19 protein-coding genes and 2 pseudogenes are annotated in these 23,660 nt (G+C 70.8%); 7 read left to right on the top strand and 14 right to left on the bottom strand.

The annotated features are described in order from the left end of the window. A complete protein-coding gene (locus ACIGEP_RS09190; protein WP_396661319.1) occupies positions 1 to 864 on the top strand; it encodes a helix-turn-helix domain-containing protein in 864 nt (287 codons plus the stop codon). A gap of 7 nt (positions 865 to 871) precedes the next feature. Here the strand turns inward: ACIGEP_RS09190 and ACIGEP_RS09185 are convergent, their stop codons facing one another. The 3 genes from ACIGEP_RS09185 to ACIGEP_RS09175 all read right to left on the bottom strand — a co-directional run bounded on the left by ACIGEP_RS09185 (position 872) and on the right by ACIGEP_RS09175 (position 4,037). Beyond that, positions 872 to 1,738 (bottom strand): carbohydrate ABC transporter permease, encoded by an 867-nt coding sequence (locus tag ACIGEP_RS09185; protein WP_396661318.1) that lies wholly within the window; start codon positions 1,736 to 1,738, stop codon positions 872 to 874. After that, the gene (locus tag ACIGEP_RS09180) at positions 1,732 to 2,643 is read right to left on the bottom strand and encodes a carbohydrate ABC transporter permease (RefSeq protein ID WP_396661317.1); all 912 of its coding nucleotides are present in this window, start codon (positions 2,641 to 2,643) and stop codon (positions 1,732 to 1,734) included. The genes ACIGEP_RS09185 and ACIGEP_RS09180 overlap by 7 nt, the downstream gene beginning before the upstream one ends. Before the next feature lie 68 nt (positions 2,644 to 2,711). After that, entirely contained in the window at positions 2,712 to 4,037 is a 1,326-nt protein-coding gene (locus ACIGEP_RS09175) for an ABC transporter substrate-binding protein (RefSeq protein ID WP_396661316.1), read from the bottom strand. A gap of 252 nt (positions 4,038 to 4,289) precedes the next feature. On the opposite strand from ACIGEP_RS09175, the pseudogene ACIGEP_RS09170 reads away from it, so the two are divergent. Together ACIGEP_RS09170 and ACIGEP_RS09165 are read left to right on the top strand one after the other, a co-directional pair. Continuing rightward, positions 4,290 to 6,421 (top strand): annotated as a pseudogene (locus ACIGEP_RS09170) (beta-galactosidase). 49 nt (positions 6,422 to 6,470) lie between these two features. After that, complete coding sequence (locus ACIGEP_RS09165; protein ID WP_396661315.1) at positions 6,471 to 7,511, top strand: hypothetical protein; 1,041 nt, start codon at positions 6,471 to 6,473, stop codon at positions 7,509 to 7,511. Between the two features lie 154 nt (positions 7,512 to 7,665). Here ACIGEP_RS09165 and ACIGEP_RS09160 read toward each other — a convergent pair whose 3' ends face one another. From ACIGEP_RS09160 to ACIGEP_RS09130, 7 genes are all read right to left on the bottom strand, one after another. After that, complete coding sequence (locus ACIGEP_RS09160; RefSeq protein WP_396661314.1) at positions 7,666 to 8,625, bottom strand: serine hydrolase domain-containing protein; 960 nt, start codon at positions 8,623 to 8,625, stop codon at positions 7,666 to 7,668. After that, entirely contained in the window at positions 8,622 to 10,070 is a 1,449-nt protein-coding gene (locus ACIGEP_RS09155; protein ID WP_396661313.1) for an aldehyde dehydrogenase (NADP(+)), read from the bottom strand. Before ACIGEP_RS09155 ends, ACIGEP_RS09160 begins: the two co-directional genes overlap by 4 nt. Then, complete coding sequence (locus ACIGEP_RS09150; protein ID WP_396661312.1) at positions 10,067 to 11,158, bottom strand: mandelate racemase/muconate lactonizing enzyme family protein; 1,092 nt, start codon at positions 11,156 to 11,158, stop codon at positions 10,067 to 10,069. The genes ACIGEP_RS09155 and ACIGEP_RS09150 overlap by 4 nt, the downstream gene beginning before the upstream one ends. Further along, positions 11,155 to 12,054, bottom strand: a complete 900-nt coding sequence (locus ACIGEP_RS09145) for a 5-dehydro-4-deoxyglucarate dehydratase (protein ID WP_396661311.1) — start codon at positions 12,052 to 12,054, stop codon at positions 11,155 to 11,157. The genes ACIGEP_RS09150 and ACIGEP_RS09145 overlap by 4 nt, the downstream gene beginning before the upstream one ends. Further along, positions 12,051 to 12,983 carry an NAD-dependent epimerase/dehydratase family protein gene (locus ACIGEP_RS09140; RefSeq protein WP_396661310.1) on the bottom strand — a complete coding sequence of 311 codons (933 nt, stop codon included), beginning with the start codon at positions 12,981 to 12,983 and terminating at the stop codon, positions 12,051 to 12,053. The genes ACIGEP_RS09145 and ACIGEP_RS09140 overlap by 4 nt, the downstream gene beginning before the upstream one ends. Then, positions 12,980 to 14,326, bottom strand: coding sequence for a Gfo/Idh/MocA family protein (locus tag ACIGEP_RS09135; RefSeq protein ID WP_396661309.1), 1,347 nt, complete (start codon positions 14,324 to 14,326; stop codon positions 12,980 to 12,982). The genes ACIGEP_RS09140 and ACIGEP_RS09135 overlap by 4 nt, the downstream gene beginning before the upstream one ends. 107 nt (positions 14,327 to 14,433) lie before the next feature. After that, complete coding sequence (locus ACIGEP_RS09130) at positions 14,434 to 15,426, bottom strand: LacI family DNA-binding transcriptional regulator (protein ID WP_396661308.1); 993 nt, start codon at positions 15,424 to 15,426, stop codon at positions 14,434 to 14,436. 171 nt (positions 15,427 to 15,597) lie between these two features. Between ACIGEP_RS09130 and ACIGEP_RS09125 the strand changes: the two genes are divergently transcribed. Continuing rightward, positions 15,598 to 16,554, top strand: a complete 957-nt coding sequence (locus tag ACIGEP_RS09125) for a M24 family metallopeptidase (RefSeq protein WP_396661971.1) — start codon at positions 15,598 to 15,600, stop codon at positions 16,552 to 16,554. Positions 16,555 to 16,597: 43 nt separating this feature from the next. Then, positions 16,598 to 17,212, top strand: a pseudogene (locus tag ACIGEP_RS09120) (HNH endonuclease signature motif containing protein); the annotation flags it as partial. A gap of 184 nt (positions 17,213 to 17,396) precedes the next feature. On the opposite strand, the gene ACIGEP_RS09115 reads toward ACIGEP_RS09120, so the two are convergent. The 4 genes from ACIGEP_RS09115 to ACIGEP_RS09100 form a co-directional block, all read right to left on the bottom strand. Then, the gene (locus ACIGEP_RS09115) at positions 17,397 to 18,113 is read right to left on the bottom strand and encodes a class I SAM-dependent methyltransferase (protein WP_396661307.1); all 717 of its coding nucleotides are present in this window, start codon (positions 18,111 to 18,113) and stop codon (positions 17,397 to 17,399) included. Positions 18,114 to 18,138: 25 nt separating this feature from the next. After that, positions 18,139 to 18,813 (bottom strand): rhamnogalacturonan acetylesterase, encoded by a 675-nt coding sequence (locus ACIGEP_RS09110; RefSeq protein ID WP_396661306.1) that lies wholly within the window; start codon positions 18,811 to 18,813, stop codon positions 18,139 to 18,141. A 69-nt stretch (positions 18,814 to 18,882) separates the two neighbouring features. Next, entirely contained in the window at positions 18,883 to 20,166 is a 1,284-nt protein-coding gene (locus ACIGEP_RS09105; protein WP_396661305.1) for an ABC transporter substrate-binding protein, read from the bottom strand. 238 nt (positions 20,167 to 20,404) lie between these two features. Next, complete coding sequence (locus ACIGEP_RS09100) at positions 20,405 to 21,535, bottom strand: acetylxylan esterase (protein ID WP_396661304.1); 1,131 nt, start codon at positions 21,533 to 21,535, stop codon at positions 20,405 to 20,407. Between the two features lie 125 nt (positions 21,536 to 21,660). Here ACIGEP_RS09100 and ACIGEP_RS09095 point away from each other — a divergent pair, with 125 nt between their 5' ends. Continuing rightward, positions 21,661 to 22,596: a carbohydrate ABC transporter permease gene (locus tag ACIGEP_RS09095; RefSeq protein ID WP_396661303.1), complete on the top strand. Its 936-nt coding sequence runs from the start codon at positions 21,661 to 21,663 to the stop codon at positions 22,594 to 22,596. Beyond that, positions 22,586 to 23,503 carry a carbohydrate ABC transporter permease gene (locus ACIGEP_RS09090; protein WP_396661302.1) on the top strand — a complete coding sequence of 306 codons (918 nt, stop codon included), beginning with the start codon at positions 22,586 to 22,588 and terminating at the stop codon, positions 23,501 to 23,503. Before ACIGEP_RS09095 ends, ACIGEP_RS09090 begins: the two co-directional genes overlap by 11 nt. Positions 23,504 to 23,660 lie beyond the last annotated feature (157 nt).

Raw genomic sequence — 23,660 nt, 5'->3', positions numbered from 1 at the left:
ATGGAACGCGCGGACGGTTTCGAGCATCAACGGCTCAACGTGGTGCCGCGTCCCCTCGTCGAGGCAGCCCTCGCGCGACCGGTGACGCGCCGTATAGTCGTCACCGACGCGGGCTACTTCCCGCGCGCCTCGGAGCACGGTCGCCACCGGCCCGCCGGGGCGGCCGAGACGATCGTGATCGTCTGCGTATCGGGATCAGGCTGGGTCGAGACGCAGGGCCAGCAGATGAGGGTGGGCACGGCCACGGCGATCGTGCTGCCCGGCGGCGTCCCCCACTCCTACGGCGCCGACGCAGGCGATCCCTGGACGATCTGGTGGTGTCACGTGCGCGGGACCGATGTGCCGGACCTGCTCGAGGTGGCCGGGGTGACGCCGGAGAAGGTGACGCTGTCCTTGCGCGGGGTGGAGCGGGTCACGGCGCTGCTGGACGAGATGTCGACGTCGCTGGCACGCGACACCACCCCCGCCCGGTTGATTGCGGTATCCGGTATGGCTTGGCGCCTGTTCACCCAGCTCGCGGTCGACCGCCTGCTGCCCGAACACGGCACTCCGCTTGAGCGCGCGCTGCGGTATCTCGAGGAGCGCGTCGAGGGCAACGTCCATGTGGGGGAGCTCGCCGCGATGGTCGGCGTCTCGCCTTCGCATCTCGCGGCGCTCTTCCGCGACGCGACCGGCGGCGGGGTCATCGCGCACCACCTCGCCCTGAAGATGGCGCGGGCGCGTCATCTGCTGGACACGACGGATCTACCGGTCGCAGAGGTGGGGCGTCGCGTCGGCATCGACGACCCGTTCTACTTCTCGCGGAGATTCCGGCTCACGCACGGCGTCTCGCCCACGGCGTATCGCGACCAGCGGAAGGGGTGAGGCTGCCTCAGCCCTTCGTAGCTCCTGCGGTGAGGTCTGCGCGCCAGAAGCGCTGGAGCGCGATCATCAGCCCGACCAGGATGACCGCTGACACCGCCGATCCCATCACGACGAGGGAGTAGAAAGCGGGATCCCGCTGCGTCTGCGAGTTCCACAGCGTGAGCCCGAGGGTGACAGGGAACGTCTTCGTGTCGTTGAGCATGACGAGGGGAAGCAGGTAGTTGTTCCAGATCGTGACGAACTGGAACAGGAAGATGGTCACCAGGGCCGGTGCCATCATGCGGGTCGCGATCGTGCCGAAAATGCGCAGGTCTCCTGCGCCGTCGAGGCGGGCGGCCTCGATGATCTCGTCAGGCACGCTGGCGTTGGCGTGGATCCGCGCCAGGTAGACCCCGAACGGGCTCACCATGCTCGGCAGGAGCACAGCCCAGTACGAGCCGGTGAGGCCCACGGTGTTCAGCAGGAAGTACAGCGGCAGCGCGATGACGGTCGCGGGGACCAGGACGCCCCCGAGGATGACCGAGAACAGCGCCTCCTTGCCGCGGAAGCGGTACTTCGCGATCGCGTACCCAGCGGCTGCCGACAGGATCATCGCGATCAGGGCGCCGACACCCGAGTACAGGATGCTGTTGCCCACCCATCGGGTGAAGACGCCCCCGCTCTGAGTGAAGAGGGCCGTGAGGTTCTCCCACGCGCGGGGGGAGTCGCTGAACCACAGGCCGAATGTGCCGAACAGGTCACCCGGGGACTTGGTCGCGGCCACGACGACCCAGACGAGCGGGAGCAGGAAGTAGATGCCCGCGACAGCGAGCACGACGTTGACCGCCAGAGTGCTCGGAACGCCGGTGCGCTGTGCAGGTGCGCGGTTCACCATGCGCGGGACCCCTTCCGGTTGACGAGTCGGAGGAATCCGAACGAGAAGACGAACCCGAGCGCGGCGACCAGAACCGCCATGGCGGCAGCGAGATTCGGGTTGCCCTGGGCGAACGCCTGGTTGTACGCGGCGAGATTAGGCGTGAAGGTCGTGCTGATGGCTGAGGTGAGCGGCTGCAGGACGAGAGGCTCGACGAACAGCTGGAGGGTGCCGATGATCGTGAAGACGGTCACGAGGACGATCGAGGGACGCACGAGCGGCAGCTTGATGTGCCACGTCGTCGACCAGATCGAGGCGCCGTCGACCCGCGCTGCCTCATAGAGTTCCGAGGGGATCGCGTCCAGCGCTGCCATGAGGATCACCATGTTGTAGCCGGCGAACCCCCACAAGGCGATGTTCGCGATCGCGAAGAGCACCCCTGCACTCGTCAGTGGGTTCACGTCGATCCCGACGCCGCCGAGCAACTGCAGGACCGGGCTCGTCGCCGGGATGTACAGGAACCCCCACAGCAGCGTCGCGATGACCCCGGGCACCCCGTACGGCGCGAAGTAGAGCACGCGGAAGAACCGCGGGAACCGGGCCTTCCCCGAATCGAGGAGGAGGGCGAGGCCGAGAGCGGTCACCACCATCAGGGGCACCTCGATCGCTGCGAACGTGACGAGCCTCCCGACGCTCTCGACGAACGCGGGGTCGGCGAGCGCGCGAGCGTAGTTCTCGAAGAGGACGAACGTCGTCTCGGGCCGGCCGAGACCCAGTCCGGAGCTCTTCGTCGCGAACATGCTCTGTGCGACCGCGTACACGATCGGAGCGACGAAGAAGAGAATGAACATCACGACGAACGGCAGGAGCAGGACCCACTTCGCGGGGTGACGCATGCCGCGTGCGGGGGAAGAGGCTGTGCTCACGCAGGTACTCCGGTCGATGTCGGGAGAGACGGAGGTGGGAGGGCGCTAGGCGCCCTCCCACCGGTGGATCACTGGACGTTGATGCCGCGCTCGGTCAGCGCCGACACCACGTCCTCCTGCGTCTGCCGGTAGGCGTCGACGAGGGGGGTGCCGTTCTCGACGGCCGCGGAGACGTTGTCGCTGAGTGAGGCGAACAGCGTCGAGGACAGCGGCGGCCACTTCCACGAGGTGTCGACGGCGGCATCCGATTCTGCGAAGAGGTCCCAGATGTCCTGGCCGCCGTAGAAGTCGAACACCTCCGGGTCGTCCTGGAGGGATGCGATGGCGCTGGTGTCGGCCAGTGCCGGCCAGCCCGCACCGATGCTGGTCAGGATCGACACCGACTCGGGGTCGGAGTTCAGCCAGACGGCGAACTCGGTCGCCTCGGCCGGGTGGTCGGTCCCGCGCAGGACGACGCTCGCCGAGCCGCCGGCCCAGGTCGCCGACACGTTCTGGCCGGCCTCCCACTGCGGCACGGCGCTGACCGCCCACGACCCCGCCGTCTCGGGCGCGGTCCCGCGCACGATCGCGTCGGCCCAGGAGCCGGAGATCCAGCTCAGGATGTTCCCGTTCTGGATGTCGGCGTTCCACTCGTTCGACATGTCGGCGACGACCTTGACGAGGTCCTCGTCGACGAGCTTCTGCCAGTACTCGGCGACCTTGAGGGTTTCCGCTCCGTCGATGTCAACGGTCCAGGCGTCCCCCTCGGTACCGAACCAGCTCGCGCCGCCCTGCTGCGCGAGGCCGATCATCCACGGAGCCTGGTTGAACGCGAACGCGGCGATGTAGCGGTCGGGATCCGAGGCGCGGATAACCTTCGCGGCCTCGTAATACTCGTCCCAGGTGGTGGGAGCCTCCAGTCCGAGCTCCTCGAAGATGTCGGCGCGGTAGAACTGTCCGAGCGGACCGGAGGCCTGGGGGATCGAGTAGACGGCGCCGTCGAAGACGCCCGTCTCCCACTGCCACGGCACGAAGAGGTCCGCGGAGTCCGCCGCGTAGTTTGTGATGTCCTCCAGTCCGTCGTTGATGAGGAAGTCCGGGATCGAGTCGTAGCCGACCTGTGCGACGTCCGCCGCATTGCCCGCCTGGACCGCCGAGAGCATCGTGGCGTAGCCGCCGTCGGGCCCGGCGGTGATCGTCTCGAGGGTGACCTGGATGTCGTCGTGAGAGGCGTTGAACGCGTCGACGGCTCGGTCGATGTTCGGCACCCAGGACTGGAACGTGATCTCGACGGGTTCCCCGTCGGCGGGGGACTCGCCACCGCCTCCGCCGGAGCATCCGGCAAGGATCACGGTGGCGGCGGTGACCGCGGCGAGGCCGACGAGCGGCCGTCGGAGTCGGACGGTGAGGGTCATGATGCTCCTTTGCATGGAACGAGGCGAGGACTCGTACCGCCGATGCCTCGGGTGGCGGTATGCGGGCGAAACGCGTCGTGTCGTGCTGCTCGGGCATGGACGGCTCGTCGCGGTGCGGACTGAGGCTATTCGCCCCGGGGGTACTCTCGGCATGGCGGATGCGGCGGCATACCTGGACGATCCGACGGCCTCACCTGTCGTGTGGCGACCCCGCTCCTAGGCTCGGAACCGTCCCCGACCGTTGGAGTCCCGATGACGCGCGTTCACGCCCTCACCGTCCGCCTGCCCGCCCCGGCCGAGCCCGCGGACATCCGACCCTCGGTGGGCGACGACTCCGGCATCGACGTCACTGCGCGGTCGGTGCGCCAGGGCGGCACCCCGGTGTTCCCGATCTCAGGCGAGATCCACTACTCCCGCATCCCCCGTGAGACGTGGATGCCGGTGCTCACCGCCGCCCGCGCCGGCGGCCTCACCCACGTGTCGACCTATGTCCTCTGGAACACCACGAGCCGGAGCGCGGTCGGCCGGACTTCACCGGCGGACTCGACGTGCGCGCCTTCCTCGAGGCGACGCGCGACGCGGGGCTCGGGCTCATCCTGCGGATCGGTCCCTACGCCCACGCCGAGGCGCGCCACGGCGGACTGCCCGATTGGCTCGTGGACTCCGGGCTGCCGCTGCGCACCAACGACCCGGAGTACCTCGCGGAGGTCGAACGCTGGTACTCCGTGCTCGCGGAGCAGGTGCGCGGCATCCCCTTCTTTTCGATCCAGGTCGACAACGAGCTGTACGACGGAGCCGATCATCTCACCCGGCTGCGTGGGATGGCAGAGGGGCTGGGCCTCCGCGCGCCGATCTGGACCGCGACCGGCTGGGGCGGCGCTCAGCTGCCCGCGGGGTTCCTTCCGGTCTACGGCGGGTACCCCGAGTCGTTCTGGGTCGATGCCGACGTCGAGCCCGACCTGCGCAGCCACGCGAACTTCTACCCCTCGGCCCGTCGCGACGACGACTCGATCGGCGCCGAGCACCGCGCCGGCCCTGCGGTGGCCGAGGCGGTGCGGCCGCCGCATCCGTTCACGACCTGCGAGCTCGGGTCGGGCATGACCTCGGCGTACCACCGGCGCCTCGACGTGCCCGCCGCGGACGTCGCCGCCGTCGCCATGGCCAAGCTCGCGTCGGGCAGCGTCTGGCAGGGCTACTACATGTACGCCGACGGCCGGAACCCGCGCCGCGGTCTGCAGGAATCGCATGCCGCGGCCGGACCGAACGACTTCCCCGAGATCGCCTACGACTTCGGCGCGCCCGTGCAGGTCGACGGCGCGACACGGCCGAGCTGGGCGGCGCTCCGCCGGCAGCACCTGATGCTCGCGCGGTGGGGTGCGACCCTCGCCGCGATGCCTGCATCCTTCCCCGACGACCCGGTCGATTCGCCCGACCTCACGGGACTGCGCTGGTCGGTCCGCTCCGACGGGCACCGTGGCTTCGTGTTCGTCGTGAACCGTCATCCCGGCGTCGACCTTCCCGCGCACGAGGGCGTGCGATTCGAGGTCGGCGACACCGTCTTCCCCGAGGTCGACATCCCGACCGGCGCGGTGTTCGCTTGGCCGTTCGGGATGCCCCTCGGCGATGAGACGCTGCGCTGGATGACCGCGCAGCCCGTGACCGAGGTGACGTGGCGGGGAGCGCCGCTGCTGGTCGCGGCGGCGACCGACGGCATCCCGCCTCACCTCTCGGCCGACGCGGACGTCGCCGAGGTCGCCACCGAACGCGGGCGCCGGTGGGAGCTCACGCGTGACGGCGGTGTCGTCGCGCGGGTGCTCGTGCTCGACGAGACGGATGCCGACGCCGTCGCGGTGGTCGATGCGCGAATCGTGTGGGCGCCGGGCGGTGTCGTTGCCGCAGACGGCGAGGTGATGTTCGCGGGGGATGCCGCGGTGGCGCCGCGTGTGGAAGTGCTGGGCGAGGACGGCTGGTCGGCGATCGACGTCGCGCCCGGGGACGCGTCCGAGGTGGCGGTCACGCTCGAACGGTCCGCCGGAGCGCCGCCGGTCGGTGCCGAGCAGGGCGGTCGCGCGTCGATCCCGACGGAGTGGGATGCCGCGGCGGTCGTGACGCTCGCGGTCGACCCGGCCGACGAGCGCACGCTGCGCCTGGAGTGGACCGGCGACGTCGCCCGCGCGTGGGTCGGCGATCGGCTCATCGCCGACGCGCTGTGGACCGGGCGACCCTGGCGCATCCCGTCCGCCGCGCGCGGCGGTGCGAGCGAGCTGCGCATCGAGATCCTCCCCGCGCCTCCGGCCGAGCGCGTGCGGTTCCCGGGCGCGCCGCCTGTCGGTACCGGGATCACGCATGCAGAGTTCGAGCCGCGCGCGAGCGTGCGCATCTGAGCCCGCGCCCTGGCGCACCGCTGCGTCACCGGCCCGCTAGCGTGACGGCATGGACTTCTCGGCCCTCACCGATCCGGTGGATCGCGCAGAGGTGAAGGCGTACAACAAGAGGCACATGCCGAGGTGGTCGGTCGGACGACCGGCACCGGCCCTCACGGCCGCCTGGATCCTGCTGATGCTGGCGGCGCTGGTGGCCCTGATCTTCGTCCCTGCGGTGATCCTCGGCCGCCTCAGTCCGTGGACATGGCCGGAGCCGTGGGAGGTCCTCCTCCTCGCGGTCGTCGTCATGGTGGTTCCGGTGACGTGGGGCTACGTGAACACCGCCTGGGACCCGCGGGTGGAATCTCCCTACCGCGTGGCAGAGTTCACGAAGGCGAACGGGCTCATCTACGCGGGCCGCGAGTACGAGCCGCGGTATCCCGGCATCCTCTTCACGGACTGGCGCTCGAAGGCGGCCGATCCGACGATCCACCTCCCGGGCAACCGCCTCGTGGAGATCGGGAACTACTCCGGACGCGGATACGTCGCCATCAAGCTCGACACCCCGCTGCCGCACATCGTGCTCGACGGCCTCGCCGAACGCGGCGTGGTCGGCGGCCGCGAATCGATGTACGTCCCCGACCCCGACCAGCGATTGCGTCTGGAGGGCGAGTTCGATCAGCACTTCGCCCTGTACTGTCCGGCGGGCTACGAGAAGGACGCGCTCTACCTGTTCGCGCCCGACATCATGGCCCGCTTCATCGACACCGCTGCGCGGCTGGATGCCGAGATCATCGACGACTGGCTGTTCCTATACGCGAAGGGGCCGCTCGTCACCGTCGACCCCGACACATGGACGTGGCTGCTGGTCACGGTTCGCGCCCTCAGCAGGAAGGTCGATCAGTGGGCGCGATGGCGTGACGACAACCTCGCGGGGACGGATTCCGCGGGGGAGCCGATCCCCGAGGTCCTCACCCCGCCGCCCGGCGTGGGCGATGACGGTCGGCGGTTGCGGCAGGTGACCTCGCCGCGAACAGCCGTCCTCATGGTGTTGGGCTTCTGCTACCTCGTCGTGGTGCCCGTCCTGATCCTCGTCTACGCCTTCCGGTAGCGAAGGCGGGGTGGCCGTCGCCGGGCCTGCCATGCGGCATCCGAATCATGTCCTCTCGCCGAAAGCACACGCTGCGAACGTGCGCGACGTGTGGTCTCGGCGAGAGAACATGATCTGGACGCGAAGGGCGCCGCGCCGCGCGCACCAGAACCCCTCAGCGCCCCGACACCACAGCGTTGTCGATCGCGTCGAGGTCGACGCCGGGGCGAGAGACGGCGTTGGTGAGCAGCACCCACGCGACGCCCGCACCGGGGTGCACCCAGAACTCGGTGCCGGCCCAGCCGCCGTGGCCGTAGACATCCCGGTCGATGAGGCCGGGCGCGCGCGTGCGGAGGTTCCAGGTGAAGCCCCAGTCCTGCCCGCGCTCGGCGATGTACGGCTCGAGCCGCGGGATGTCGCCGGTCAACGGACGTCGCATCATCGTCAGCGTCGCCGGCTGCAGGATGCCGCCGGTCGCCCCGCCGCCGATGCGCAGCAGCTCCGACCCGAGTCGCAGCAGGTCCTCCGCCCGACCGGCCATGCCGGCGCCGGGATGCCGCAGCGCGGCGAACCGCGCCATGTCGACACCCGAGCGCGCGGCGTCGACGACCTCGACCGCGCCGGCGTGCTCGAGGCTGAGCCCGTCCGCGCCGATCTCGCCGGCCCACTGGCCGACGGCATCCGCCCAGTCCTGTGCCGTCGCGTGCTCGACGAGCGCCGCGATGCCCTCGAACGCGAGCGAGGAGTACCGCGAGGCGCTGCCGGCGACGAAGTCCCGCCCGCGCGTGACGAGCTCGGTGCGCAGTGGCGTCACGGGGTCGAGCGGCGGCTCCGCGATGCCCGCGGTGTGCGACACGAGATGCCGCAGCAGCACGGTGTCGTCGCGCCCCGAGCCGAACTCCGGCACGGCTGCGGTCAGCGGCGTCTCGGGTGTGAGCAGTCCGCGCTCGATCGCCCGCGCCGCCGCGATCCCGAGCAGGGGCTTGGTGATCGAGAAGAGCGGGTACCGGTCGGATGCCGCGGCCCCGAACCCCTCGAGCGCGACCGTCCCGTCGGCGGTGGCCACGCCGAGCACGGCCGACGGCAACCGGCCCGCCTCGACGTGCCCGCGGACGAGGTCGAACGCCGCGCTCATGCGGTCGGCACCTGCAGCACGCCGTTGCGGCGGTGGGGCAGTCGAGCCAGCGATGCGTCGCGGAGCGCCTCGGGCAGCAGCGCCTCGGGTGCGTCCTGGAACGCGACGGGCCGCAGGAACCGGCGGATCGCGGTCGCTCCGACCGAGGTGTGCAGCGACGTCGTCGCGGGCCACGGTCCGCCGTGCTGCTGCGACCAGGTCACGGCGACGCCCGTGGGCCAGCCCGCGAACAGCACGCGTCCGGCGCGCAGCTGCAGCAGCTCGAGCACCTCGGTGACGTCCTCGCCCGCCTCGCTGTGCAGCGTCGCGGTGAGGCTTCCCGGCACGGCGCGAAGCGCGCGGAGCAGCTCGGCCTCGTCGCTGTAGCGGACGAGCAGCGTGACCGGTCCGAACACCTCGGCGATGAGCGTCTCGGGGCGCTCGGCGACCGCGGCGGCATCCGTCGTCAGCACCACCGGGCGGGCGCCGTCGGGCGTCTCGGCGCCCTGCGCGAGCACCGCGACCGACGGGTCGGCCTCGAGCTCGCGGATGCCGTCGGGGAAGGCGGTCGTGATGCGCTCGGTCAGCAGGGGTCCGCCCGCCGCGCCGGTGACGGCGTCGGCCACGAGCTGCTCGATACCGGCATCCCGCGGGATGAACACGACACCCGGCTTCGTGCAGAACTGGCCGGCGCCGAGGGTGAACGATCCGACGAGTCCGGTCGCGAGCGCCGCGCCCCGAGCCGCCGCCGCACCCGCCGTGACGACGACGGGGTTCACGCTGCCGAGCTCGCCGTAGAACGGGATCGGGTCGGGCCGCCCGTTCGCGAGGTCGAACAGCGCGCGTCCGCCCGAGAGCGAGCCGGTGAAGCCGGCGGCCTGGATGGCGGGGTGCTGCACCAGCGCGTTCCCGGCCTCGCGTCCCTCGATGAGGGCGAGCGACCCGTCGGGTGCGCCGGCCGCGGCGAGGGCCTCGATCGCGATCGCGGCGGTGCGCTCCGACAGCTCGGGGTGGCCGGAGTGCGCCTTCACGATGACGGGGTTGCCCGCCGCCCACGCCGAGGCGGTGTCGCCGCCGCAGACCGAGAACGCGAAGGGGAAGTTGGATGCCGAGAACACGGCGACCGGGCCGACGCCGACGAGCAGGCGACGCAGCTCCGGGCGGGGCGGGGTGGCCGCGGCATCCGCGTCGTCGACCGTCAGCTCGAGGTACGACCCCTCGCGGACGACCGCGGCGAACAGGCGCAGCTGGCCGGTCGTGCGACCGACCTCGCCGCGCAGGCGCACGGCGCCGAGGCGCGTCTCGCGGTCGGCGATCGCGACGAGCTCGTCGGCGTGCGCGTCGAGCGCGTCGGCGACGGCGCTCAGCCAGCGAGCGCGATCGTCGGCGGACGAGGTGCGCCAGATCGGCGCGGCGGCCGCGGCGGCGTCGGCGAGGCGGGCGAGATCTTCGGGGGCGGTGGTCATCGCAGTCCTTCCGGGTGGGTGAAGCGCAGTCCGAGGCCCTCGTGGGGAACCTCGGTGAGGGTGCCGTCGACGATGGCGACGGGGGAGGGGCCGTCGAGGGCGCCGAGGGCGCCGAACGCGGCATCCTCGATGTCCTCGACCATGACCTCCTGGGGCAGGGTCAGCGCGAGCTGGCCCGACAGTTCGGGCAACAGGTGGGGGTGCAGGTCGACGCCGGAGCTGTGCGCGTCGCCCGCGATCTCGAGGAACGGGGTGATCCCGCCGACGCGGACGATGTTCGGCTGCACGACCTGCGCCGCCCCCGAGCGCACGAAGTCGTCGAAGCGGTAGCGGGTGTGCACGTTCTCGCCGAGCGCGATCGGCACGGCCGATCCCTCGCGCAGGCGCCTCGCGAGCTCGATGTGGCCGGCGAGGTCGTCGGCGCGCAGCGGCTCCTCGATCCAGGCGATGTCGGATGCCGCCAGTGCCTCGATGGCGGTCGTCGCCCGATCGAGGTCCCAGCGCTGATTCGCGTCGACCATGAGGGCGCGGTCCGGTCCGATGACGTCCCGCACCGCCGCGACGCGCCCGACGTCGCGGGCGAGGTCGGGGCTGCCGACCTTCATCTTCACGGCGTCGAAGCCTGCGTCGACCCAGCGCTGCGCCTGCGCGAGCAGGTCGTCGAGCTCGTAGTGCAGGTTGATGCCGCTGCCGTAGGAGCGCACCGATGCGCGGCGGCGACCGATCGCGGTCGACACCGACGCGCCGCCGGCCCGGGCCGCGGCATCCCACAGCGCGAGGTCGAGACCCGCGATCGCGATCGTCGTGAGACCGCCGCCACCCGCCTCGTGCAGGTGGCGCCACAGCTCGGGCCAGACCTCGGCCGGGTCCGCCGAGCGGCCGACGGCGAAGGCCGGGATGTCGTGCTGCAGCAGCGCGAGCACCGCCTCGGCGCCGATCTGCGGGGTCCACGAGAATCCCCACCCCTCGCCGCCGTCGGAGCGCTCCACGTGGGTCGCGATGACGCCGACCGAGGTGACGTCCGCCGCCCACGGGCGCGTCAGCGGCACCCGGATCAGCCGGGCACCCAGCGAGGCGATCGTCGTCACAGCAGTGCGCGGCCCGCCGAGAGGATCTCGGTCAGGCGGGCCTCCTGCGCCGGGGTCGGGTCGACCAGGGGAGCGCGGACGGACCCCACCGGCAGACCCTCAAGGCGCAGCCCCGCCTTGATGAGCGAGACACCGAAGCCGGGGGTCTCGTCGCGCAGAGCGACGAGCGGAGAGTAGAAGCCGTCGAGGATCGCCAGGCGTCGCGCCTCGTCGCCGTCCACGTACGCGCGGTAGTACGCGTTCGCCACCTCGGGGATCATCGCGAACGCCGCCGACGAGTACAGCGGCACGCCGATCCCGCGGTACGCCCCTTGCGTCAGTTCGGCGGTCAGCAGACCGTTGAAGAAGGCGAAGTCCTCACGCCCGGCATCCGCGACGGCGCGGACGATCAGCTGCGTCGCGCCGATGTCGCCGACACCGTCCTTGAAGCCGACGACCTTCGGGTTCGCGGCCAGGGTGCGGATCGACTCGGCCGTGAACGCCGCCGAGCCGCGGTGGTACACGATGACGGGCAGATCGGATGCCGCAGCGATCGCCTCGACGTAGGCGATGAGCCCGCGCTGCGGAGCGCCCACGAGGTAGGGCGGCAGGACGAGCAGGGCGTCGGCGCCCGCATCGGCGGCCGAGCGCGCGACCTCGATCGCGTGACCCAGCGGACCGCCCGCTCCCGCGACGACGGGGACGCGGCCCGCGACGGCGTCGACCGCGGTGCGGACCACGAGCGCCGACTCGCTCGCGGACAGGGCGTGGAACTCGCCCGTGCCGCACGCGGGGAAGACGCCGCCGGCCCCGGCATCCACCCCTGCGGTGACGTGCTGGCTCAGGAGGTCGGTCTCGACGCGGTCCGCGGAGTCGAACGGGGTGACGGGGAAGAAGAGGATGCCGTCGAAGTTCATACCGGCACGTCCTTTCGATCGAGGGGGGACGGCGCTGCGGTGAGCTCGCCGCGCCAGGAGTGCTGCGGCCGCCACCCGAGCACGCGCGCCGCCTTCGCGTTCGAGAAGGCGGGCGAGGTGCCCGTCAGCGCGCGGGCGAGGTCGTCGGTGCCGGGGACGAAGCGCGGCAGGAGCTCGGCCAGCGGGGCGTCGGCGAGGGCGTCGTCGGCGCCGACGAAGAACAGCTCGGCGTTCGGGATGTCGGGCAGCGCGGTCAGCAGCAGATCGGTGAACGAGGCGACGTCGCGCGCGTCGACGTAGTTGAACAGCGCCGGGGCCGACAGTGCAGGATCGGCGATGCGCTCGGCGACCGTGTGACCCTGCTGAGTCGGGGCGCCCGCCCATTCCTCGGGGGCGATGACGTAACAGGGGCGGAACGTCGCGTAGCGAACGTGGTCGCCGGTGCGCCGATGGAGCATCGAGACGGTCTGCTCGATCATGAGCTTCGACAGCGCGTACGCGTTCCACGGCCGCGGCGTCGACGTCTCGTCGAGCGGCAGGGAATCCGGCAGCCAGCCGGACGGGTTGCCGTAGCCGAGCACGGTGGGGCTGGATGCCGCGACGATGCGCCCGATACCCGCCTCGACCGCGCCGCCGAGGACCGAGACCGCGAGCCCCGTGTTCGTGCGCATGATGACGTCTTCGGGCGCGCTGAAGGGCACGGCGATCGCGGCCAGATGCACGATCGAGTCGGCCTTGGCCCGGGTGAGCACGTCGCGGGTCGCCGCGGCATCGAGGAGGTCGATCGAGATCTGCTCGACCCCGTCGATGCGCAGGTCGTCCGACGGGATGCGGTCGAGCGAGACCACCTCGTGCCCGCGGGCGGCGAGCCCGGCGACGAGATTGCGGCCGAGTCTGCCGGACCCGCCGGTGACGACGACCCGGCTCACCGGGGGGCCCTGGCAGTCGAGTCGCGGAGGATCGCGACGCCGAGGTCGGCGACCTGGACGGGCATGCCGGTCTCGAGCGAGCGGTTGCCGGCGATGCCGACGGCGATCGAGCGGACGCCGTCGGTCCAGTCGGCGGGGCGGCCGAGCGGGTCGTCCACCGGTCCGGCGAAGACGTCGGCCAGCAGCAGGGCGTCGCCGCCGCCGTGGGCGGATTCGCCCGAGACGATCGGGACCTCGATGGCTTCCTCCCAGTGGCGCTGCACCAGCAGGCGCTCGCCCATGGGGCGCAGGCTCGACTGATCGGCATCGTGCACGGCGCTCGGGTCGACGACCGGATGCAGACCGTCGCCGACGAGGACGGCGCCCCGCTCGACGACCTCGAGCTCGGCGCGGCCCTCGGTGCCGTTGATCGCGACGCGGTAGCCCTCCCAAGGGGCGTGCGCGTTGAGGGAGTACGACAGGGTCGCGCCGTCGGAGTAGTCGACGACGAGGGCGAGGTTGTCCTCGATCGTGATGCCCGGGCCGAACACGTCTCGGTCGCGGACGTAGCCGTCGTGCTGCTCGGCGTCGAGGTACAGCGCGCGCAGGCGCGCGTCGCCGCGCAGGTCGAGCTCGAACGGGTCGCGCTCGCCGTCGTGCGTGCCGCGGTCGGGCCGGTCGCCGAGGCCGCGGGCGGCGGCGTTCTCGGCGCCGTAGAAGCGGAGGGCGCCCGAGGCGAATACGCGGCGCGGACGCTGCCCGATCCACCAGTTGACGAGGTCGAAGTGGTGGCTGGACTTGTGCACGAGGAGACCGCCGGAGTGCTCCTTCTCGCGGTGCCAGCGCCGGAAGTAGTCCGCCCCGTGCTGGGTGTCGAGCATCCAGGAGAAGTCGATCGAGGTGACGCGGCCGATGCGGCCCTCGGCGATGACCTGGCGAAGGGCGGTGTTGCGGGGCGCGTACCGGTAGTTGAAGGTCAGGACGACGGAGCGGCCGGTGCGCTCGGCGGCCGCCTCGATCGCGGCGGCGCTGGCTGCGTCGATGGTGAGGGGCTTCTCGACGACGACGTCGGCCCCGGCATCCATCGATCGGACGATCAGCTCGGCGTGGAGGTCGTCGCGGGCGGTCACGATGACCCGCTCGATGCGCTCGGCGCGGATCATCTCCTCGAGCTGGTCGGGCTGCCAGGTCGTGGGGGCGGCGAGGCCGTGGCCGACGAGGCGGTCGACGTAGAACTGCGCGCGCGTCGGGTTCGGCTCGCAGATCGCGACGAGGTCGGCGCGGTCGCGGTAGTCGTCGGCGATGGCGTCCACGTACATCTGTGCGCGGTGGCCAGCGCCGACGAGGGCGTACCGGGTGGTCATGGCTCTCCTTCGTGCCGGACTCCTCCGAGCCGGGAAACCGGCTCAGGAAACGTTTTCTCGACGGTAGCACGGATAGCGGCGAGACCGCGAGGAGGGATCTGCTCCGGTCAGCGAGCGGGCGCGGCGGTCGTGCCGCGGAGGATGACCTCGGGCACGACGGTGTGCGTCGCCTCGGGGGATTCCCCCTGCAGCAGGGCGCGCAGCGCGCGCCAGGCGAGGGCGCCGAGCTCGGCCGTCGGGACGGCGGCCGTCGTGAGGGCGGGGGAGGTGTACCGCGCGAAGGGAATGTCGTCGAAGCCGGCGATCGACAGGTCGCCGGGCACGGACAGGCCGCGCTCGGTCGCGGCGCTGAGGAGGCCCATGGCGGAGAGGTCGTTGAACGCGAGCACGGCGGTAGCGCCCGTGTCGAGAACGGCCTCGAGCGAGTTCGCACCGGCGGCGAAGTCGACACCCGCGGGGATCTCGACGATCTCGCAGCCGTCGAGTGTTGCGCGGGCGTCGTCGAGCGCGGCGAGGCGCTGCGCGTTCGAGGCGCTGCGCTTGGCGCCGGCGAGGTAGGCGATGCGGCGGTGACCCAAGCCGTAGAGGTGGTCGATGACCTCGCGGAGCGGCGTGCGATAGTCGGCGGCGACGCTCGGGGCGTCGCCCGCGCGGTTCACGAGCACGACGGGGGCGACTTCGGCGAGGACCTCGGCGAGGGCGGCATCCGACATGCGCGGAGCGCAGAGCACGAGGCCGTCGGACCGGCGGCGGGACTCGAGGGCGAGCAGGCGTTCCTGGTCTTCGTGCTCGTCGGAGTCGGCGACGAGCACGTGATACCCGTCGGCGACGGCGGCGCGGCTGAGGCCCCGGAGCATGCCCTGGAAGGTCGGGTTGGAGAGGTCGGGGACGACGACGGAGATCGTCTGCGTCTTGCCGAGGACGAGGCTGCGAGCAAGCGGGTTGGCCGAGTAGCCGAGCTCGGCGGCCGAGGCGCGCACCCGTTCGGCGAGGGCGGGGTCGACCGTCGCGTTGCCGTTCATGACCCGCGAGACGGTCGCCAGCGATACCCCGGCGTGCTTGGCGACGTCGGTGATCGTCGTCTGCTTGGCCCCTGCCATCGGCTCCCCCTCGCGCCTTCCCGGCGTGCGCGTCGCGCGTGTCGGTGTGGCCATACTATGCGAGGAAACGTTTTATGACGGGAGACGACGATGTCCGGATCTGCTGCCGACCGCGCCGCGAAAAGGGTGCGGGTCGAGGCGGTGCGGCGGGAGGCCGGTGGCCGCCCGCTCGTGCTCTCGTCGCACGAAGCGCTTGCCTGGTACCTGGAGGGTGCGCGCACCCACGTGTCGCTCGCCGGTCCGCCCGTGCTCGCGGTGCGGGTGGACGACGACGGCGACACCGTGTACGTCAGTGCGAACGAGGCGGACCGTCTGATCGCCGAGGAGCTGCTGCCGGAGGATGCCGACCGCGTCGTGCGGGTGCCGTGGCATCAGTCGGTGATCGAGGCGGCCGGGGCCGGGGTGGCAGAGGCCGAGGTCGCTCTCGGTTTGCGCGCGGCGCGGGCGTCGCTGCTGCCCGCCGAGGTCGACCGATACCGGGCACTCGGGCGCGAGACGGCGGAGGTGCTGACGGCGGCCGCCCGCAGCCTGAGTGCGTCATCGACCGAGCGGTCGGCCGCGGCCGCGCTCGCGTCGGGTCTCGCGGCGCGGGGGATCGACCCGCTCGTGATCCTGGTCGCGGGTGAGGAGCGGCTGCCCCACCGGCATCCGCTCCCCACCGACGGTCCGCTCGGGAACCGGGCCATGCTCGTCGTCTGCGGTCGGCGACACGGGCTGATCGCGAACGCGACGCGGTGGGTCGGCGACGCGGGCAGGGACGACGAGCGCATCCTCGAGGTCGAGGCCGCGTACTTCGCTGCGACCCGTCCCGATGCCCGGTTGAACGACGTCTTCGCGGCCGGGACGGCCGGGTACGCGGCATCTGGTTTCGACGCGGATGAGTGGACGAAGCACCACCAGGGCGGACCGACCGGGTACGCCGGGCGCGACCCTCGCGCGACGACGCTGACGACGGATGCCGTGGTCTCGAACCATGCGTTCGCGTGGAACCCGAGCGCGCTCGGCGCGAAGGCCGAGGACACGGTGCTCGTGACGGAGTCGGGTATCGAAGTGCTGACGGTCGACCCGGAGTGGCCGACCGTGGCGTTCGCCGGGTTGCGCCGGCCGGTGGCGCGCGCGTTCGGCTAGCTGAGCCGGCGTTGGGCCGCCGGCGGGCGGTGGGCGCGCCGAATTCGCCGACCTGCTCCTCGCCGGAACACCCGCGCTCGACGACACCCGCGACACCACCGCCGGGCCACTGGGGGCGATCCGTGCCCGCGTCCAGGTCCTCGTGCCCGCCGTGACACTCATCGGAGACGACGACGGCCCCTGCGGCCTGACAGGCCGGTCGCCCATCGACCCGACAAGCGCACGCACCCTCGCGGGCGGCGCCGGGATGTGGGAGCGGCTTCTCCACGACCCCACCACCGGGGTCACGATCGCCACCGACTCGTACCGGGTGCCGTCGGGGATGCGACGGTTCCTGCAAGCCCGCGACCAGCATTGCCGATTCCCCGGATGCCGGGTCGCCGCGATCCGCTGCGAGGTCGATCACACCCACGATCACGCCCTCGGCGGGAAGACCGAGCTCGGGAACCTGGCGCACCTGTGTCAACGGCATCACTCGATGAAGCAGTTCACCGCCTGACGGGTCCGACAACTGGAGGGTGGCGTCCTCGAATGGATCTCACCCCTCGGCAGGACCTACAGAGAAGACGCACCCACACCGGCCGTCGCGTTCACCCCCGCCGAACCACCACCATCACCCACACCCCCCGCACCACCTGTGGGACCCGCACCATTCTGAGATCCAGCTCGGCGGTGTGACCAGCCTGCCGTCCCTCATCGCGGCCCACACCGCCTGAGGGCCGCTCGACGCCCGTTCCCGCCGCGCCGGCCTGCCCGGCTGCGCCGCGGGCGCGCTCTTCCGTCTGACCCTCGAAACCTGTGCCGAGCCGATCCGCCCGAGAACGAGCATCCGGACCCCTGCGCTACAGCGCGCGTGCCACGAAGATCATCACGCGCGACGTTCCGTCGAAGGCAGTGCCGTCCCACTCGCCAGCGATGCGGTCCACGGCGAAGCCCGCTGCCGCCAGATCAGACGTGATCTCACCCCGGTCCCGGAACACGAGGGACTGCTCTTCGACGACGGTCTCGCCCGATGCAAAGCGGTTGTGGGCGCGGAATCGTACGACGCGGTCGTCGACCACCTCGACATCCATCCACTCGGTCAGGATCCCGTGCGGAGTATCGCGGCGTGCGGGTGCCGACGACCACGACTCCCACTCGCGGAACGCGGGATTCCGGCTCTCGAACGACAGCGTGCCACCCGGTCGCATCCGTGCGCGCAGGTCGCCGAGGGTGCGCGGCCACTCGTCGTCGGGGATGTGCTGCACCGCGTTGCCGGTCATCAGGACGAGATCGAACGGCCCCGACGGCGCCGCGCTGCTGTCACCCTCGACCCACTCGACGCCATCCGCATCGTCGCGACGGCGAGCGAAGGAGAGCATCGAGCGAGACGGATCGACCCCCACCACCCGCCGCCCGTCACGGGCCAGGGTGACCGTCAGCATCCCGGTCCCGCACCCGAGATCGAGGACGCTCCGCGCCTCGCACTCGTCGGCCAGCGCGCGGTAGAAGTCGTGATCCGGACCGTCGGGATTGTCGACGTCGTAGAGATCGACGAGGCGCGGGTCGTAGTCGCTCACCTACCCAGCGTAGAAGCGGCGTCTCTCACGCCGTGAACGTCGACCCCTTCGCCGGCTGATCCCCGTCGCGACGCTCGATCGCCCGCAGGCTCTGCGCGACGAAGCGCGCGATGCGCCGCGCCCCCTCGATCCGGAAGTGCGTGTCGTCGACGAGGCCTTCCGGCCACGCCGCCGTCTCACCGGGCGCGTAGTGCGACAGCAGACGAGCGGATGCCGCATCGCCCAGATCCTCGTAGAGCCAGGTCGTGAACGCCGTCAGGTCGATGAGGTCGACGACCTCGCTCGCGGCGAGATCGCGGACCGCGTTCGGGTAGTCGCCGTGCGTCGGCGTCACGCGCTCACCATCGAACCAGCGCCGCTCGCACGACGTGCACAGTACGGGCCGCGCGCCGCGCTCGCGCACGTCCGCCACCATCCGCCGCAGCCGATCGGTGTACCCGCCGCGCGAAGCGAGCAGTTCGGGCTGCTTCTGATCGTTGTGGCCGAACTGGATCACCACCGTGTCGCCCTCGACCACCCCCGCCAGCAGCTCGTCCCACGTCCCACTCGCAAGGAACGACTCGGTCGTCGCCCCGCCGAATGCGTGATTCCGCACCGGAGCAGAGACGAACTCGCTGAGGCATTCGCCCCAGCCCGCCATCGGCTCCTCGCCGGCTGCCATGGGGGCGACGGTCGAGTCCCCGGCCAGGTGATAGGTCATGCGCATCCTCCGATGATCCCGGACATGGCGATGCGGCGGCCGGGTGATCCCGACCGCCGCATCCGTCTGTCAGCTCGCGGCGAGCGCCGTGTCGACCTGCGAGATGAGCTCCTTGGCGGCATCCGCCGGAGTCGTCTTGCCGAACGTGACGTCGTCGAGCAGCTTCGTGATGATCGGGCCGAGCTGCGAGGTCGGCAGCGCGATCGGGTTCTGCGGCGTCCCACCGGCCTGCGACAGCCGGTCGATGAAGGCCACCTGCTCCTTCTCGGAGTCGGTCAGGTCAGGCGTGATGGCCTCGAGCACCGTCGGGTCGGCCGGGATGCCGAGGGTCAGCTTGTTGAGCGGGCCCGCCTCTTCGCTGTTCAGCAGGAAGTCGATCAGCATGGCGGCTTCCTTCGGGTGCTTCGACTTGGAGTACACCGCGTACTGCACGGTCGGCTGGATGACGAGACCCACCTTGCCGGCACTGTCACCGGGCACGTTGAGGATCTTCAGCTCCTGACCCGACGCCCCCGCGTAGATGCCGATGAAGTTCAGCGGCGCGAAGGTCATGCCGATCTTGCCCTGACCCATGAGGCTCTGCTCGAGCGACGCCGAGGCATCCTCCGCCGCGGTCGAGGCGTCGGGCGATCCGCCCGAGTCCTGCAGGTCCTTCGAGAACTCGAAGAACTTCTGCGCGGTCGCCTCGCTGACGCCGAACTCGCCGTCGGCCGTATACAGGTCTTCGCCGTTCTGGCGAGCGAAAGCCATGAGCGACTGATCGTTCGAGATCGCGGACGACCCGTACACACCGTCGCCGGCCTTGTCGGAGATCTCCTTGGCGATCTCGATGTAGTCGTCCCACGTCCACGACGTGTCGTCGGGGATCTCGACACCCGCGGCCTCGAAGACGGCCGGGTTGACGATGATGCCGCGAGAGCCGACACCCGTCGGCAGAGCGTAGAGCTTGCCGTCGATGACACCCGCGTCGAGCGAACCGGCCTGGAACTTCTCCTGGTCGATGTCACCGCTGATGTCGGCGATCGCGTTCTTGCTGACGTAGAGCGGCAGTGCGTCGTACGTGATCTGCAGCGCGTCGGGCGCGCCACCGCCGGCGACCTGCGTCGCGAGCTTGTCGTAGTAGCCGTTGTACTCGCTCGGCTCACCCTCGACGGTGATGTTCGGGTGCGCCTTCTCGAACAGTGCGATCTGCTCGTCCTTGATGGCGTTCAGCTCGTCGCTGCCCCACCAGGCGAAGCGGAGCGTGATCTTCTCGTCGCCGTTGCCGGCGCCGGAGCCTACGCCGCAACCGGTCAGTGTGACGGCCAGCGCCACGCCGGCAGCGGCGAAGGCGAGGAGGCGTCGGTTCTTCATGGGGTTCCTCTCAGACGGTGCGGCGGCGGAAGGCGCGCAGCAGGACAGGGGTGATCCGGGCGGAACGGAAGGTCGATCGGTCCGCGGCCGTACGGTCGTGTCGGGTCGGGCCGGGGGTGATCGTGGTCATGCCGCTCCTTCGCGGATCAAACGTTTTCTCGACCGTGAGAAAACGCTTACTGACGGACGGTAGCGCCGCCGCGGCGCGATTGTCAACGACCGATGTGTCTCGCTTGGGTCACGCCGCGAGCGCGGCGGCGAAGAACGACCGGGCCTCGTCCTGCATCGCCGCGCTCGAGACGTGCCCGTCATCGAAGAACGTTCCGCGATAGCCCGACGTGCCCCGCAGGGCGCGGTCGGCATCCCGCATCCCCTCGACCGGGAACAGCGGATCGTGCTCGCCGTACTGCACGAGCAGGTCCCGCGGCGCAGCGGATGCCGCGATCTCGGGCAGGTCCCCCGCGGTGCGGATGCCGGGGCTGTTCAGCAGCCACGAGTGGGTGTCGAGCTCGGCGGGGACGATCGACGCGAAGGTCGCCATCATGCACGTGACGACGGTCGCACGGACCCGATCGTCGAGCGCGCGCAGCACCACGGCGCGCCCGCCGCCGCCCGACAGTCCGAACGCGCCGAGGCGCGCGGCATCCACTCCGTCGACAGAGGCGAGCACGTCGAGCGCGGTGAGGTCGTCGGTCGCGACAGCGCCGGCGAGCGAGGTGCCGAGCATGCCGGCCGCCTTCGCGAGCGAGTCCTCGTGCAGCGAGGCGACGGCGTCGAACCGCTCGGCCTCGGTCGGGATGACGCCCTCCTCGCGCCACAGCGCCTCGCGCGCAGCGATCAGCCCGGCCAGTCGCGGCGTCGGCTGCGAGAGGTCGAACGCGCGGCTGCCCCACGAGAACGTGTCGTGCGCCAGCACCACGAACCCGTCGCGGGCGAGGTCGTTCGCCGGGGCGCGGCCCCCGTAGACGCTTGCGCGCAGCGCCACGGCGGACGGGTGCGGCGCGGCATTCGTCTCGACGAGCTGCTCGCCGCCGACCGAGCGGACGCCGCCGTGGCAGTGGAGTCCCAGCAGACCCGGCAAGGGGCGACCGTCGTCGTCGGGGCGCAGCAGCCAGGCGCGCGTGCGCGGCCCGTAGGGCAGCTGCCAGGTGAGTTCGCGACCGTGGATGCCGCCGGCCCGCCACTCGCGCTCGACCCGCAGATCACTCGCGGACGCGCGCCGCACCCCGAGGGCGCGGGCGAGTGCCGGTCGAATGCCCGGACCGTCCGTCGGGACCGGGGTCCGCTCGAGGAAGGCCGGCCAGTCGGGGTATCCGGCGATCGGTCCGAGGCCGGATCCGGTCGTCGCGTGATCGGCGGAATCGGCCATGGCGGCTCCTCGTCGTCGGGGACCGCTTGTGCGCTCCGCTCGATAGTGTATCGTCACAGAAAGCGCTTTCTGAGCGTGAACCCGGCGGTCGTAGACGACCGTCGGAAGTGTCGAGGAGGACCCGGATGAGCGCGATCAGCGAGCTGTCCCAGCTGCGCCGCGGCGGCGGCAAGAGAGGCGCGCGCGAGCGGCCGAAGGACACCAAAGCCGCCCTGGTCTTCCTGGCGCCGTGGTTGCTCGGCCTCATCCTCGTGACGGTGCTGCCGATCCTGGCGTCGCTCTACCTGTCGTTCACGAAGTACGACCTCTTCAACGCCCCCGAGTGGATCGGGCTCGACAACTACGTGCGCATGGCGCAGGACCCGCGGCTCGCGGCATCCCTCGGCGTCACCTTCGTGTACGTGCTCGTCGGTGTCCCCCTCGCGATGGCCGCCGCCCTCGGCGTCGCCCTCCTGCTCGACAAGGGGCTGCGGGGGCTCGCCTTCTACCGCTCGATGTTCTACCTGCCCTCGCTGCTCGGCTCGTCGGTGGCCGTCGCGATCCTGTGGAAGCAGATCTTCGGCGTCGACGGCATCGTGAATCAGTTCCTGGCGGTCTTCGGGATCGAGGGGCCCGGCTGGATCTCGAACCCCGACACCGCGCTGTCCACGATCATCCTGCTCAGCGTCTGGGGCTTCGGCGCCCCGATGGTGATCTTCCTCGCCGGTCTCCGGCAGATCCCGGTCATGTACTACGAAGCGGCATCCGTCGACGGGGCGGGACCGGTGCGGCAGTTCTTCTCGATCACGCTGCCGCTGCTGAGCCCCATCGTCTTCTTCAACCTCGTGCTGTCGATGATCGGTGCGTTCCAGGCCTTCACGCAGGCCTTCATCATCTCGGGAGGATCTGGCGGCCCGTCGGATTCGACCCTCTTCTACACGCTGTACCTCTACCAGAAGGGGTTCACGGCGTTCGACATGGGCTACGCCTCGGCCATGGCCTGGCTGCTGGTCGCCATCATCGCGGGCTTCACTGCCGTGAACTTCGCTCTCTCCAAGCTGTGGGTGTTCTATGACGACTGAACTGATCACGACCCGCGACCGCCGCTTCGCCCAGGAGCGCCAGCGCATCCGTCGCCGACAGAGCGCGGGTCTCGGCGGACGCTCGAAGGTCAGCATCGTCGCCCGGCACGTCTTCCTCATCGCAACGTCCGCGCTGATGCTGTACCCGCTGCTGTGGATGGTCGTCAGCTCGCTGCGACCCAACGACGAGATCTTCCGTCTGCCGGGTCTGTGGCCGCTCTCGTTCGAGGTGTCGAACTACACCGAGGGCTGGAACGCGCTGTCGCCCTCGTTCGGCACGTACCTCTGGAACTCGATCGTCGTCGTCGCCGGATCGATCGTCGGCAACCTCATCTCGTGCTCGATGGCGGCCTACGCGTTCGCGCGGTTGAACTTCCACTTCAAGCGCACCATGTTCGCGATCATGCTTGTCACGATCATGCTGCCCGTGCACATCGTGATCGTGCCGCAGTACATCATGTTCAGTCAGCTCGGCCTGGTGAACACGTTCTGGCCGCTCATCCTGCCGAAGGCACTGGCGACCGACGCGTTCTTCATCTTCTTGATGGTGCAGTTCATTCGCGGCATCCCCCGCGACCTCGACGAAGCTGCCCGCATCGACGGGGCTGGTCACGCGCGCATCTTCCTGCAGATCCTTCTGCCGATGATGACGCCGGCCCTCGCGACGACGGCGATCTTCACCTTCGTCTGGGTGTGGAACGACTTCTTCGGCGCCCTCATCTACCTGAACAACCCCGACCTGTTCACCGTGCCGCTGGCGCTGCGCCAGTTCATGTCGGCGCAGGGCGCGTCCAACTTCGGCGGCATGTTCGCGATGTCGGTCGTCTCACTCGTGCCGGTGTTCCTCGCGTTCCTGTTCGGTCAGCGCTTCCTCATCCGCGGCATCGCCACGACCGGCATCAAGTAGCGCGCGCGGGGGCCGGCGGCATCCCCCGATTCCCGTCCACATCATGTGCTCTGGACGAGAACACACGATCTGGCTCGTCCGTATCGTGTGGTCTGGTCCGCAACACATGATGTGGACGGAGATGCGGTGTTACGGCGCAGGAGCACGTCCCCCGCGC

Source organism: Microbacterium sp. NPDC077663, assembly GCF_044542795.1.
In the GTDB taxonomy this organism is placed as follows: domain Bacteria; phylum Actinomycetota; class Actinomycetes; order Actinomycetales; family Microbacteriaceae; genus Microbacterium.
This window is presented reverse-complemented; position numbering and strand designations above follow the sequence as displayed.